The organism is Agrococcus carbonis (assembly GCF_900104705.1).
GTDB lineage: Bacteria > Actinomycetota > Actinomycetes > Actinomycetales > Microbacteriaceae > Agrococcus > Agrococcus carbonis.
Genome location: NZ_LT629734.1, coordinates 1,201,236 through 1,213,477, shown reverse-complemented (window position 1 = coordinate 1,213,477; position 12,242 = coordinate 1,201,236). Strand labels below are relative to the sequence as shown.

The 12,242-nt window shown below is 72.4% G+C and carries 14 protein-coding genes; 6 read left to right on the top strand and 8 right to left on the bottom strand.

Translation table 11 applies throughout. The features are described from left to right. Positions 1 to 42 precede the first annotated feature (42 nt). The 4 genes from BLT67_RS05870 to BLT67_RS05855 all read left to right on the top strand — a co-directional run bounded on the left by BLT67_RS05870 (position 43) and on the right by BLT67_RS05855 (position 3,842). The gene (locus BLT67_RS05870; RefSeq protein WP_092666146.1) at positions 43 to 471 is read left to right on the top strand and encodes an SRPBCC family protein; all 429 of its coding nucleotides are present in this window, start codon (positions 43 to 45) and stop codon (positions 469 to 471) included. A 67-nt stretch (positions 472 to 538) separates the two neighbouring features. Beyond that, positions 539 to 1,021 (top strand): SRPBCC family protein, encoded by a 483-nt coding sequence (locus tag BLT67_RS05865; RefSeq protein WP_092666145.1) that lies wholly within the window; start codon positions 539 to 541, stop codon positions 1,019 to 1,021. A 62-nt stretch (positions 1,022 to 1,083) separates the two neighbouring features. Further along, entirely contained in the window at positions 1,084 to 2,439 is a 1,356-nt protein-coding gene (locus BLT67_RS05860) for a TIGR01777 family oxidoreductase (protein ID WP_092666144.1), read from the top strand. 116 nt (positions 2,440 to 2,555) lie between these two features. Beyond that, positions 2,556 to 3,842, top strand: coding sequence for an adenylosuccinate synthase (locus BLT67_RS05855; RefSeq protein WP_092666143.1), 1,287 nt, complete (start codon positions 2,556 to 2,558; stop codon positions 3,840 to 3,842). Positions 3,843 to 3,863: 21 nt separating this feature from the next. Here the strand turns inward: BLT67_RS05855 and BLT67_RS05850 are convergent, their stop codons facing one another. The 4 genes from BLT67_RS05850 to BLT67_RS13380 all read right to left on the bottom strand — a co-directional run bounded on the left by BLT67_RS05850 (position 3,864) and on the right by BLT67_RS13380 (position 7,278). Continuing rightward, on the bottom strand, positions 3,864 to 4,268 hold the full coding sequence (locus tag BLT67_RS05850; RefSeq protein ID WP_092666142.1) for a VOC family protein: 405 nt from the start codon (positions 4,266 to 4,268) through the stop codon (positions 3,864 to 3,866). A gap of 30 nt (positions 4,269 to 4,298) precedes the next feature. After that, a complete protein-coding gene (locus BLT67_RS05845; protein WP_092666141.1) occupies positions 4,299 to 5,027 on the bottom strand; it encodes a DUF899 family protein in 729 nt (242 codons plus the stop codon). A 203-nt stretch (positions 5,028 to 5,230) separates the two neighbouring features. Then, entirely contained in the window at positions 5,231 to 6,583 is a 1,353-nt protein-coding gene (gdhA, locus tag BLT67_RS05840; RefSeq protein WP_197674438.1) for an NADP-specific glutamate dehydrogenase, read from the bottom strand. Between the two features lie 68 nt (positions 6,584 to 6,651). After that, complete coding sequence (locus BLT67_RS13380) at positions 6,652 to 7,278, bottom strand: maleylpyruvate isomerase N-terminal domain-containing protein (protein WP_157674208.1); 627 nt, start codon at positions 7,276 to 7,278, stop codon at positions 6,652 to 6,654. A gap of 70 nt (positions 7,279 to 7,348) precedes the next feature. Between BLT67_RS13380 and BLT67_RS05830 the strand changes: the two genes are divergently transcribed. Together BLT67_RS05830 and BLT67_RS05825 are read left to right on the top strand one after the other, a co-directional pair. Continuing rightward, the gene (locus tag BLT67_RS05830; RefSeq protein WP_231945605.1) at positions 7,349 to 7,954 is read left to right on the top strand and encodes a GNAT family N-acetyltransferase; all 606 of its coding nucleotides are present in this window, start codon (positions 7,349 to 7,351) and stop codon (positions 7,952 to 7,954) included. 9 nt (positions 7,955 to 7,963) lie between these two features. After that, a complete protein-coding gene (locus tag BLT67_RS05825) occupies positions 7,964 to 8,260 on the top strand; it encodes a chorismate mutase (protein WP_092666139.1) in 297 nt (98 codons plus the stop codon). A gap of 38 nt (positions 8,261 to 8,298) precedes the next feature. Here the strand turns inward: BLT67_RS05825 and BLT67_RS05820 are convergent, their stop codons facing one another. The 4 genes from BLT67_RS05820 to purL form a co-directional block, all read right to left on the bottom strand. After that, entirely contained in the window at positions 8,299 to 8,865 is a 567-nt protein-coding gene (locus BLT67_RS05820) for an NINE protein (protein WP_092666138.1), read from the bottom strand. Positions 8,866 to 8,874: 9 nt separating this feature from the next. Beyond that, positions 8,875 to 9,345 (bottom strand): SRPBCC family protein, encoded by a 471-nt coding sequence (locus BLT67_RS05815; RefSeq protein WP_092666137.1) that lies wholly within the window; start codon positions 9,343 to 9,345, stop codon positions 8,875 to 8,877. Further along, the gene (locus BLT67_RS05810; protein WP_092666136.1) at positions 9,342 to 9,779 is read right to left on the bottom strand and encodes a DUF1761 domain-containing protein; all 438 of its coding nucleotides are present in this window, start codon (positions 9,777 to 9,779) and stop codon (positions 9,342 to 9,344) included. Before BLT67_RS05810 ends, BLT67_RS05815 begins: the two co-directional genes overlap by 4 nt. A 176-nt stretch (positions 9,780 to 9,955) precedes the next feature. Then, complete coding sequence (gene purL, locus BLT67_RS05805) at positions 9,956 to 12,241, bottom strand: phosphoribosylformylglycinamidine synthase subunit PurL (protein WP_092666135.1); 2,286 nt, start codon at positions 12,239 to 12,241, stop codon at positions 9,956 to 9,958. Between the last annotated feature and the right edge of the window lies 1 nt (position 12,242).

The window sequence follows — 12,242 nt, the reverse complement described above, 5'->3', positions numbered from 1 at the left end:
CATCGTCCCCGTGCGAGCACGGACACGACGGTTGGGGATGCGATGCTGCAGGTCGACGATCACTTCGAGGTCGCGGCGCCGCGTGACGAGGTGTGGCGCGCCTGGACCGACTTCGAGCGGTTCCCGAGCTTCATGACGGGCGTGGACTCCGTCTACGCCGAGACGAGCGAGCGCCTGCGCTGGCGCCTGTCGATCGCGGGCGTGCAGCCCTCGCTCTACGCGATCGTGATCGAGCGCGTCGAGGGTCGACGCATCGCGTGGGTCAGCGTCGACCAGTCGACGATGGGCTGGTGGATCGACCTCGACGACGCCGACGGCGGCGGCACCCGCGTCACGGTGCGCATCATCTGGTCCCCGCGCGGCGATGCGCCCGCGGCGCCCGGCGCGCGAGAGCTCGACGAGCTGACCATCCGCTGCGACCTCCAGAGATTCCGAGCCTCCTTGGAGGGTGCGCTCCAGCGAGCCGCCTAGGCTGACCCACCCCGGTGCCGTCGGCGCCGGTCGCACGACCCGAGCATGACGAGAGTGAGGAACACCCATGCCGCAGATCACCGACAGCATCGACGTCGAGGCCCCGATCAGCGCGGTCTACGGACTGTGGACCCAGTTCGAGCGCTTCCCGGAGTTCATGGGAGGCGTCGAGTCGATCACGCAGCAGAGCGATGACCGCCTGCACTGGGTCGTCTCGGTCGCCGGGGTCGAGCGCGAGTTCGACGCCGAGATCACCGAGCAGCACCCCGACGAGCGCGTCGCGTGGCGCAGCGTCGACGGCGAGACGCACGCCGGTGTCGTGACCTTCCACCGGCTCGATGACGCCACCACGCGCGTCAACGTGCAGATCGACTGGAAGCCGCAGGGCGTCGTCGAGGCCGCTGGCGCGCTGCTGCAGATCGACGACGCGCAGGTCGGCAAGGACCTCAAGCGCTTCAAGGAGCTTGCCGAGGGCGTCTCGCCCACCCAGGCCGCCGACGCCGGCTGGGACGGCGACATCGAGCGCCCGGCCGACGCGACCGGCCGCTGAGCCGACGCGCCCTGCGCTGCGTCAGGGCGCGCGCCCAGGCTCCGGGCATATCGTCCGGATCCATGGGCATCGAGCACTGGAGCACCGTTCCGGCGGCGACCGACGAGGTCTTCGCCTGGCATGAGCGACCGGGGGCGCTGCAGCGGCTGATGCCGCCGTGGCTCCCCGGTCGCGTGCTGCGCGAGGCCGATTCGCTCGCCGACGGCCGTGCGGAGCTCGCCCTGCCGGGCGGCCAGGTGTGGATCGGGCAGCACGACCCCGCGGGCTTCGTGCCCGGTCGCGCCTTCGTCGACGAGCGCGTCGACGCGGGAGCGCGGTCGGCCGCGCTCGCCCCCATCCGCTGGCGCCACGAGCACCGGTTCGACCCGGTCGAGACACCGACCGGGCAGGGCACGCGCGTGCACGACCGCGTCGAGGCGCCGGTCGGCTCGCGCGCGCTGCGGCCGATGTTCGTCTACCGCCACCGGCAGCTCGCCGACGACCTGCGTCGGCACGCCGAGCTCGCAGCAGAGCCGATGCGCGTCGCCGTCACGGGCGGCGGCGGCCTCATCGGCACGGCGCTGCGCGCCTTCCTCACCACCGGCGGGCACGAGGTCGTGCGGCTCGTGCGCCGCGACCCCGGCGAGCACGAGCGCCGCTGGGATCCCGACTGGCCTGCCGACGACCTGCTCGAGGGCATCGACGCGGTCGTGCACCTCGCGGGCGCGAGCATCTTCGGGCGCTTCGACGAGGGCCACCGCCACCGCATCCGTGCGAGCCGCATCGGCCCCACCCGGCTGCTCGCCGAGCGGGCGGCCGCAGCGGGCGTGCGCACGTTCGTGAGCGCCTCGGGCATCGGCGGCTACGGCGCCGACCGCGGCGACGAGGTGCTCAGCGAGGAGAGCGCCCAGGGCGACGGCTTCCTCGCCGAGGTCGTCGCCGACTGGGAGGCCGAGGCGGCGCTGGCCGGCGCCGGCGGCGCGCGGGTCGTGCAGGTGCGCACGGGGCTCGTGCAGTCGCCGCGCGGCGGCATGCTGCAGGTGCTGCGCCCGATCTACGCCGCCGGGCTCGGCGGGCCGCTCGCGGGCGGCGAGCACTGGCAGGCGTGGATCGGGCTCGACGACCTCGTCGACGTCTACGCGCGGGCGCTCGTCGACGATCGGCTGCAGGGCCCCGTCAACGCGGTCGTGCCCGATCCGGTGCGGCAGGCCGAGTATGCGGACGTGCTCGCGGGCGTGCTGCACCGCCCGGCGGTGCTGCCCACGCCGTCGCTCGGGCCGCGCGTGCTGCTCGGCCACCAGGGCATGCAGGAGCTCGCGCTCGCCGACCAGCGGGTCGTGCCGGCGAAGCTGCTCGCCGCCGGGCACCGCTTCCGCCATCCGGGGCTCGAGGATGCGCTGCGGCACATGCTCGGCAAGCAGCGCGAGGCGGGCCGATAGGCGCCGCACCCGCGCATCCGACCCGCGCACCCGGCCCGCACGACCGCGGCCCGTCATGGGCGGAAGGCCGCGCTCGATAGGCTGGGGTGTACGCGAACCGGTCGAAGGGATGCCCCATGCCAGGAATCGTCATCGTCGGAGCCCAGTGGGGCGACGAGGGCAAGGGCAAGGCCACCGACCTGCTCGGCGGCCGCACCGACTACGTCGTGAAGTTCAACGGCGGCAACAACGCCGGCCACACGGTCGTCGTCGGCGACCAGAAGTACGCGCTGCACCTGCTGCCGTCGGGCATCCTCACCGAGGGAGTCACGCCCGTGATCGGCAACGGCGTCGTGATCGACCTCGAGGTGCTCTTCGACGAGCTCGAGGCGCTCTCGGCGCGCGGCGTCGACGTCTCGAAGCTGCGCATCTCGGCCAACGCGCACATCATCACCGACTACCACCGCACGCTCGACAAGGTCACCGAGCGCTTCCTCGGCAAGCGCTCGATCGGCACGACGGGCCGCGGCATCGGCCCGACGTACGCCGACAAGATCAACCGCGTCGGCATCCGCGTGCAGGACCTCTTCGACGAGTCGATCCTGCGCCAGAAGATCGAGGGCGCGCTCGACGTCAAGAACCACATGCTCACGAAGGTCTACAACCGGCGCGCGGTGACCGTCGACGAGATCTTCGACGACCTCACCTCCTATGTCGAGCGGCTGCGCCCGATGGTGGGCGACACCGGGCTCGAGCTGTCGCAGGCGATGGATGCGGGCAAGACCGTCGTGTTCGAGGCCGGCCAGGCGACGATGCTCGACATCGACCACGGCACCTACCCGTTCGTGACCTCATCGACGGCGACCGCCGCGGGCGCCGCGCTCGGCTCGGGCGTCGCGCCCGCGCGCCTCGACCGCGTCATCGGCATCGTGAAGGCCTACACGACCCGCGTCGGCGCGGGCCCGTTCCCCACCGAGCTCTTCGACGAGTGGGGCGAGCTGCTGCGCAAGAACGGCTTCGAGTTCGGCACCACGACGGGCCGCCCCCGCCGCTGCGGCTGGAACGACACCGTCATCACCCGCTACGCCTCGCGCATCAACGGGCTCACCGACATCGTGCTGACGAAGCTCGACGTGCTGACCGGCATCGAGCAGATCCCCGTGTGCGTCGCCTACGAGGTCGACGGGCAGCGCTTCGACGAGATGCCCGTCTCGCAGTCCGACTTCCACCACGCGACGCCCGTCTACGAGAGCCTCCCCGGCTGGACCGAGGACATCTCCGGCGCGCGCGAGCTCTCCGACCTGCCCGCGAACGCGCAGGCCTACGTGCGCTTCCTCGAGGAGCGCTCGGGCTCGCGCATCTCGGCGATCGGCGTCGGCCCCGACCGCGAGGAGATCGTGCAGCTGCACGACCTCGTCGACTGACCCTCCGGGTGGGGATCGGGTTCAGGCCTGGTCGTGCTCGAAGCCGATGAGCCAGCGCAGGCCGAACCGGTCGACGACCTGGCCGTCGCTCGCGCCCCACGCGCGCGGCTGCAGCGGGTCGATGACGGTGCCGCCGTCGGCGAGCGCGTCGAACCAGCGCGTGAGCGTGTCGGGGTCGGCCGCGCCGAGCGCCGCCACGCTGATGCCCTGCATGTCGACCGGTCGATCCTCGGGCCCGGCGTCGGTGCCGTACAGGCTCACCGGCCCCGCGAGGATGCCGTGCGCGATCGCGTCGGCCGGTCCGTCGGTGCGGCCGAACTCCTCGTAGGTGTGCAGCTCGAGCTCGCCGCCGAACACCTCCTGGTAGAAGGGCAGCGCTTCGCCGGCGGTCCCGGGGAACCAGGCGTACAGGGTCATCGCGGTCATCGGTCGAGCCTCTCGTCGGTCCTGGTTCCTTCAGTGGTGGTGCGCGGCGGCGTCGACCGGCGTCGCGCCCGGCCGGCTCCACTGGGGCGTCGGCCGCCCTGCCGTGCGCCAGGCTGAGAACGTCGGTGACTGCGGCCAGCCTGCCGGAGAGTCCTCCCACGCCTCCTGCCGGCCGTAGGCGGTCATGTCGGCGATCGCCATCGAGCTCATCATCGCCTCGACGCCGCGGCCGGTGATCCAGTTGGTCGCGAAGACGCGGTCGCCGCGGCGCAGCAGCGAGACGTAGGCGCCCTCCGTCGCGGGCCCGAGCAGCGGGTCGTCGACCGCGCGGTTCGAGAACCACGGATGCGTGTACCCCATGAAGGCCCGGAAGGGCTCCAGCTCCTCCCACGGGCCCTTGCTCAGCACGGCGAACGAGATGCCGCGGGCGTTGGGGTACGAGGCGTCGTGGAAGTCCCAGATCGTGGCGGTGCAGCCTTCGCACTGCGCCTCGATCGTCTGCCCGTCGTGCCACATGTGCTTGTAGAGCACGAGCTGCGGGCGTCCGTCGAACAGGCCGAGCAGCGGCGTCTCGCCCTGCTCGCCCACGAGCGCGACGTTCGGCACCTCGGTCATCGGCAGCCGGCGCCGGGCGGCGGCGATCGCGTCGCCCTCGCGGGTGTGGGCCTTCTCGCGATCGAGGAGCGCGAGCCGTGCCGCCCTCCAGGCCTCGCGGTCGACGACGTCGGGAGCGGGTGCGGTCTCATCGATGAGCGTCATGCGCCCGATGTTAACGCCGTTCACATCGCAGGGGAACCCCTCGCTCCAAGCTGCTTCGCGCACCGCCCGCCCTACGACCTACGTGCTGATGGAGCGGGCGAGATGGACCAGCTCGGCGGGGTCTCGGTACGCGCCCTGCGGGCGCTACTCGACCTTGAGCGCTCCGGGCGCGACGCCGCTGCGCGGCATCGCGCCCTCCGCGCTCAAATCACGCCGAGGGCGAGCATCGCATCCGCCACCCGGTTGAAGCCGGCGATGTTGGCGCCCGCGACGTAGTCGCCGGGGCGGCCGTACTCCTCGGCCGTCTCGGCGCACAGGTCGTGCACGCCGCGCATGATCTCGGCGAGGCGCTCGTCGGTGTGCTCGAACGTCCACGAGTCGCGCGAGGCGTTCTGCTGCATCTCGAGCGCGCTCGTCGCGACGCCGCCGGCGTTCACCGCCTTGCCGGGCGCGAACGTGACGCCCGCCTGCGCGAAGACGCGCGCCGCGGCCTGCGTCGCGGGCATGTTCGCGCCCTCGCCGACGAGCGTGCAGCCGTTGCGCGCGAGCGTCGTGGCGTCGTCCTCGTCGAGCTCGTTCTGCGTCGCGCACGGCACCGCGATGTCGCACGGCACCGACCAGATGGTGCTGCCATTGGACGAGAAGGATGCGTGCGGCCGCGCGTCGACGTACTCCGAGATGCGGGCGCGCCGCACCTCCTTGATGTCCTTGAGCAGCGCGAGGTCGATGCCCTGCTCGTCGACGATGTAGCCCGAGGAGTCGGAGGCGGCGATGACCGTGCCGCCGAGCTGGTGCACCTTCTCGATGGCGTAGATCGCGACGTTGCCCGAGCCCGACACGACGACGCGCTTGCCCTCGAACGACTCGCCGCGGGCGCGCAGCACCTCGTCGAGGAAGTAGATGGTGCCGTAGCCCGTGGCCTCCTTGCGCACCTGCGAGCCGCCCCACGTGAGGCCCTTGCCCGTCAGCACGCCCGACTCGTACGCGTTCGTGAGGCGCTTGTACTGGCCGAACATGTAGCCGAGCTCGCGGCCGCCGACGCCGATGTCGCCGGCGGGCACGTCGGTGTACTGGCCGATGTGGCTCGAGAGCTCGGTCATGAACGACTGGCAGAAGCGCATGATCTCGCGGTCGGACTTCCCCTTCGGGTCGAAGTCGCTGCCGCCCTTGCCGCCGCCGATCGGCAGGCCCGTGAGCGAGTTCTTGAAGATCTGCTCGAAGCCGAGGAACTTGATGATGCCGAGGTAGACGCTCGGGTGGAACCGCAGCCCGCCCTTGTACGGCCCGAGCGCCGAGTTGAACTGCACGCGGAAGCCGCGGTTGATCTGCACGACCCCCTGGTCGTCGATCCACGGCACGCGGAAGATGATCTGCCGCTCGGGCTCGACGATGCGGTTGAGGATCTGCGCGTCGACGTAGTCGGGGCGCTTCGCGACGACCGGCCCCAGGCTCTCGAGCACCTCGAACACCGCCTGGTGGAACTCGGCTTCGCCGGGGTTGCGGTGCAGCACGTCATCGAAGACGGGCGCGAGCTGGGGGTGGAGTTGCGTCACCATCGGCCTCCTGCGGGTGTCAGACAGCGTTCGATCCTACCGCGCACGCCGTTCGCGAACCGGTGGGGGAGTCAGCGACCGGCCGCGAGCACCCCGTCGAGCCCCGCATCCGGTCGCCTGCCGGTGAGGAACCGCAGCGCCTCGAGGCCGAGGTCGCGGGCGGATGCGTTGGCCGCGGCCAGGTGCAGGGCGTCGAGCACGTGCGCGGGCGCGGGCCGCCACTCGAGGCCTGCGGCGTCGGCGATGTCGAGGCCGTGCACGGTGAGCTCGAACACCCGCGTGCGCAGGTACTCGCCGAGCACCATGCCCACCGGATCGGGCCCGCCGCCGACCGCGATGCGGCGCGCCGGCCCGGCCGCGGCGACGGCGCCGATCGCGGCCGTGACGAGCTCGGTGAGCGCCGGCACGGGATCGTCGCCGAGCGCCGCGGCCGACGCGCGGCCGCGCAGCGCGATCGCCTCGTCGTCGCCCCGTTGGCGCAGCACGACCTCGAGGTACTCGCTCGCGGAGTGCACCGTGACCTCGGCGGGTTCGGGGAGCGCGAGGTAGTCGGTGACCGTCGAGACGGCGCGCGAGGTGTGGCCGATGAGCTCGCGGAGCGTCCACTCGCCGAGACCCGGCGCGTCGAGCCGCTCACGCGGCACGCGCTCGACGAGGTCGAGGAGATCGCCGGCGGCGTCGTCGAAGCGCACGGTCATGACGGCATGGTGGCAGTCGCGGCGGCGAGCCCGCCAGCGCGGTCTTCGCAGCGGGGAGCAGAATGTGGCCGTGACCGACGACCGATCCCGGATCCTCGACATCCCGGTGCTCACGCATCCGCTCGCCACGCTCGAGCCGCTCTCGCACGAGCACGCCGCCGACCTCGCGGCCGCGGCCGCCGAGGGCGACCTGTGGCGGCGCGCCTGGTACACCTCCGTGCCGGAGCCCGACGCCGTCGCCGCAGAGATCGACCGGCGCCTCGCGCTCCACGCCGCGGGTTCGATGGTGCCCTGGACGATCGTGGTCGACGGCCGCGCGGTCGGCCAGACGACGTACATGCACATCGACGCCGAGACGCCGCGGCTCGAGATCGGCTCGACGTGGATGGCGGTGTCGCAGCAGGGCACGGGCGTGAACCCTGCGATCAAGCTGCTCATGCTCGAGCGGGCGTTCGAGGTGCTCGGATGCGTCGCGGTCGAGTTCCGCACGTCGTGGCACAACCGGCAGTCGCGCGACGCGATCGAGCGCCTCGGCGCGAAGCAGGACGGCGTGCTGCGCAGCCATCAGGTCGTCAAGGGCACGCTGCGCGACGTCGTGGTCTCCTCGATCATCGCGGTCGAGTGGCCCGCGGTGCGGCGCGGGCTCGAGGCGCGGCTCGACCAGCGCGCGACCTAGGCTGGAGGCATGACGAGCCCGAGCCCCGAGGACCAGCTGCTGCGACTGCGTCGCTCGATCGACAACGTCGACGCCGTGCTGATCCACACGCTCGCCGAGCGCTTCAAGCTCACGCAGGCGGTGGGCGAGCTGAAGGCCGAGCACGCGATGCCGCCGTCGGACCCCGCGCGCGAGGCGACGCAGATCGCCCGCTTGCGGCGCCTCGCCGAGGAGGCGGAGCTCGACCCGGAGTTCGCCGAGAAGTTCATCACCTTCGTGATCGCCGAGGTCATCCACCACCACGAGCGGATCGCGGGCGCCGAGTAGCGCCGCGACGACCGCCAGCTCGTGGGGCCCGCGGCTGCTCAGGCGGGGCTGCGCCGCACGATGCTGCGGATGCGGATGAGGTCCACGACCCACCAGCCGAGCGCGGCGACCGGCACTGCCGCGAGCAGCAGGCGCGAGCTGCCCTCGTCCTGCAGCACCACGAGCGCGGCGGCGGCGCCGAACGACAGCATCATCTGCGCGATGCCGGAGCCGATGCGGCCGAGGTAGTAGCGGTGGCCGCCGAGCAGGCCGAGCGTCAGCAGCAGCACGGTCGCGGTGACGAGCCGACGGCTGCGGCCCGCGGCCGCTGCCTCGCGGTCGGGGCGGATCGGAGCGGGCGACGAGCCGCCTGCCGCGGGCCTCGGCAGCGGACCCGTCGGGCGCTCGGGCTGCTCGCCGAGCGCCCGGCTCGCGCGGCCGCCGGCGGTCGGATCGAACGTGAGGGAGCGGTCGAGCGTCGGGCGCTGCTGCGGCGGCCGCTGCGAGCCCTCGGGCTCGTCGGCGTCGGCCCACGGCGCGTAGGCGCCCCAGTGCGTGCCCGTCCACCAGCGCCGTCGACCCTCGGGGTCGTCGTGCCAGCCGGGCTCGGTCGGCGTCGCGGGCATGGCTCCAGCCTACGAGCGCGCGAGGCCCTCGGCAGCCGCCGCGATGTCGTCGAGGTCCTGCTGCATCATCGTCCGCATCGTCGACGCGCCGAGCTTCGCGGTGAGCCTCGCAGCGACGCGCTGCACCCACGAGACCGCGAGGAACGTGCCGGCGAAGCGCATCCGCAGCACCGTGCCGCCGCCCGCCGGCTCGAGCGTGAGCTCCGTGCGCTGCGCGAGGCCGTGCGACTCGGCCGCGAGCATCGTCGAGCGGCCCTCGTCGATGCCGACGACCTCGAGCTCCTGGCTCTCGTCACGGCCTCGCGCGCGCCGCGTCTCGCGCCAGCGCGTGCCGATCGTGTAGCCGGCGCCGGCGAGCCGCTCGACGCGGGTCACGCCCGACAGCACCGCCTCGAAGCCCTCGACGTCGGTGATGACGCGCCACACCGCATCCGCGGGGGCGTCGATCGTGCGCTCGACCGTCAGCGCGATGTCGCTCATGCGGCGGGCGGCCAGACGCCGATGATCAGGCCCATCGCGGTGATGATGAGCAGCTCGTTGAGCGCGGTGTGACCCGTCACGCGGAAGCCGCGCGGGTCGAAGGCGTCGTGCACGACGACGCGCGCGAGCGTGAACCCGACGAAGAGGATCCAGCCGGTGACGAGCGCGTTGAGTAGGAAGCTGCCGCCGTAGAACTCCTGCGAGATCCAGGCGGCGCCCGCGAGCACCCACGCCGTGACGAACGCGCACACGACGATCAGCGGGTACACCCAGGGCTTCGGGCCGCGCGCGACCGAGTCGGTGGTGTGGCCGATGGCCTTCATCCACGACGTGCCGAGCACCTTCGGGTGGTAGTAGACGAAGCCGATCACGATCGCGGCGACGGTCGCGAGCAGCACGGCCCAGATGTTGACGGCCGGCACGGTCAGTTCCATGGCGTCAGCATAGGCTCGCGGCGAGCAGACTCAACGGCCATGCGCGACGGATGTGCACGCACAGCGCACATCCGTCGCGCATGGCCGTTGAGATGACGGATGCGACGGGTCGCGCCGTGCGCGCGGCTCGCGCGACGGGTCGCGCCGCGCGCGCCCGTCGCCCCGCGGTCCCCGCGTCAGGCGAAGCGCGCGAGCGGTGCCCGGTTCGCCGAGCGCAGCTCGTCGAGCGACAGCGTCGCGACGTCCTGGATCTCGATCGTGCCGCTCGTGGCGTCGGTCACGCCGATCCGCAGCACGGGCACGCCGCGCGCCTCGCACATGCCGGTGAACTTCACCTCGTCCTCGCGGGCGACGGCGACGAGCGCGCGGGCGCCCGACTCCGAGAAGAGCGCCGCGGTCGCGTCGATCCCGTCGCGCTCCATGAGCGAGTCGAGCCAGATTCGGGCGCCGATGCCGAAGCGCAGCGCGCCCTCGACGACGGCCATGCCGAGCCCGCCCTCCGAGAGGTCGTGCGCGGCGGTCGCGAGTCCGTCGAACGCGATGCCCTGCATGAGGCCCGCGAGCTGCTTCTCGGCCGCGAGGTCGACGCGCGGGGGCACACCGCCGAGGTGGTCGTGGATCGTGCCGGCCCACGCCGAGCCGTCGAGCTCGTCGCGCGTCGTGCCGAGCAGGAAGAGCGCCTGCCCGTCGTCCTGCCAGCCCGAGGGGATGCGGCGGTCGACGTCGTCGATGATGCCGAGCACGCCCACGACGGGCGTCGGGTGGATCTGCGTCTCGCCGGTCTGGTTGTAGAACGACACGTTGCCGCCGGTGACGGGGATGCCGAGCTCGACGCACGCGTCGGCGAGGCCGTCGACCGCCTCGGCGAACTGCCACATGACCGCCGGGATCTCGGGGTTGCCGAAGTTGAGGCAATCGCTCACGCCGACGGGCGTCGCGCCCGTGACGGCGACGTTGCGGTACGACTCGGCGAGCGCGGCCTTCGCGCCCTCGCGCGGGTCGAGCTGGCAATAGCGGCCGTTCGCGTCGACCGAGACGGCGAAGCCGAGCCCCGACTCCTCGTCGATGCGCACCATGCCGGCGTCGTCGGGCGTCGAGAGCGCCGTGTTGCCGAGCACGTAGTCGTCGTACTGGTCGGTGATCCACGAGGTGTCGGCGAGGTTGGCGCTGCCCGCGAGCGCGAGCAGCTGCTGCCCGAGCTCGGCGTCGGCGACGCGCGGCAGCGCCGAGGCGCTGTCGGCCTGCAGGGCGTCCTGCCACACGGGGCGCTCGTAGGGGCGCTCGTAGACGGGGGAGTCGACCGCGACGGTCTTCGGGTCGACGTCGACGATCGTCTCGCCGGAGTGGGTGATGACGAGGCGGCCGTCGCCGGTGACCTCGCCGAGCACGCTCGTCTCGACATCCCACTTGCCGGTGATCGCGAGGAACGCGTCGAGCTGCTCGGGCGCGACGATCGCCATCATGCGCTCCTGCGACTCCGACATGAGGATCTCCTCGGCCGTGAGCGTCGGATCGCGCAGCAGCACGTGGTCGAGCTCGACCCGCATGCCCGAGTCGCCGTTCGCGGCGAGCTCACTGGTGGCGCACGAGATGCCGGCGGCGCCGAGATCCTGGATGCCCTCGACGACGCCCGCGGCGTAGAGCTCGAGGCAGCACTCGATGAGCACCTTCTCGGCGAACGGGTCGCCGACCTGCACGGCGGGGCGCTTCGCGGGGCCCTCGTCGTCGAACGACTCCGAGGCGAGGATCGACGCGCCGCCGATGCCGTCGCCGCCGGTGCGGGCGCCGAACAGCACGACCTTGTTGCCGGCGCCGGTCGCGTTCGCGAGGTGCAGGTCCTCGTGCCGCAGCACGCCCACGGCGAGCGCGTTCACGAGCGGGTTGCCCTGGTAGACCGCGTCGAAGACCGTCTCGCCGCCGATGTTCGGCAGCCCGAGGCAGTTGCCGTAGAACGAGATGCCGCTCGTCACGCCGTGCACGACCCGAGCGGTGTCGGGGTGGTCGATCGCGCCGAACCGCAGCGCATCCATCACCGCGACCGGGCGGGCGCCCATCGAGATGATGTCGCGCACGATGCCGCCGACGCCGGTCGCGGCGCCCTGGAAGGGCTCGACGAACGACGGATGGTTGTGCGACTCGACCTTGAACGTCACGGCCCAGCCCTCGCCCGCGTCGATGACGCCCGCGTTCTGGCCCATGCCGACCATGAGGCGCTCCTGCATCTCGGGCGTGACCTTCTGCCCGAAGGTGCGCAGGTGCACCTTCGACGACTTGTAGGAGCAGTGCTCGCTCCACATCACCGAGTACATCGCGAGCTCGGCGCTCGTGGGGCGGCGGCCGAGGATCTCGCGGATCCGCTCGTACTCGTCGGTCTTGAGGCCGAGGGCCTCGTAGGGCTGCTCGCGCTCGGGGGTGGCGGCGGCCACCTCGACGGTGTCACGGGGCGTGCGGGATGCGGTCACG

Excerpts from the sequence above, each read along its gene's own strand:
- BLT67_RS05865 (WP_092666145.1), top strand. The coding sequence starts at position 539 with ATGCCGCAGATCACCGACAGCATCGACGTCGAGGCCCCGATCAGCGCG.
- BLT67_RS05855 (WP_092666143.1), top strand. The coding sequence starts at position 2,556 with ATGCCAGGAATCGTCATCGTCGGAGCCCAGTGGGGCGACGAGGGCAAG.
- BLT67_RS05825 (WP_092666139.1), top strand. The coding sequence starts at position 7,964 with ATGACGAGCCCGAGCCCCGAGGACCAGCTGCTGCGACTGCGTCGCTCG.
- BLT67_RS05810 (WP_092666136.1), bottom strand. The coding sequence starts at position 9,779 with ATGGAACTGACCGTGCCGGCCGTCAACATCTGGGCCGTGCTGCTCGCG.
- BLT67_RS05820 (WP_092666138.1), bottom strand. The coding sequence starts at position 8,865 with ATGCCCGCGACGCCGACCGAGCCCGGCTGGCACGACGACCCCGAGGGT.
- gdhA (WP_197674438.1), bottom strand. The coding sequence starts at position 6,583 with ATGGTGACGCAACTCCACCCCCAGCTCGCGCCCGTCTTCGATGACGTG.
- BLT67_RS05860 (WP_092666144.1), top strand. The coding sequence starts at position 1,084 with ATGGGCATCGAGCACTGGAGCACCGTTCCGGCGGCGACCGACGAGGTC.
- BLT67_RS13380 (WP_157674208.1), bottom strand. The coding sequence starts at position 7,278 with ATGACCGTGCGCTTCGACGACGCCGCCGGCGATCTCCTCGACCTCGTC.
- BLT67_RS05815 (WP_092666137.1), bottom strand. The coding sequence starts at position 9,345 with ATGAGCGACATCGCGCTGACGGTCGAGCGCACGATCGACGCCCCCGCG.
- BLT67_RS05850 (WP_092666142.1), bottom strand. The coding sequence starts at position 4,268 with ATGACCGCGATGACCCTGTACGCCTGGTTCCCCGGGACCGCCGGCGAA.
- BLT67_RS05845 (WP_092666141.1), bottom strand. The coding sequence starts at position 5,027 with ATGACGCTCATCGATGAGACCGCACCCGCTCCCGACGTCGTCGACCGC.
- BLT67_RS05870 (WP_092666146.1), top strand. The coding sequence starts at position 43 with ATGCTGCAGGTCGACGATCACTTCGAGGTCGCGGCGCCGCGTGACGAG.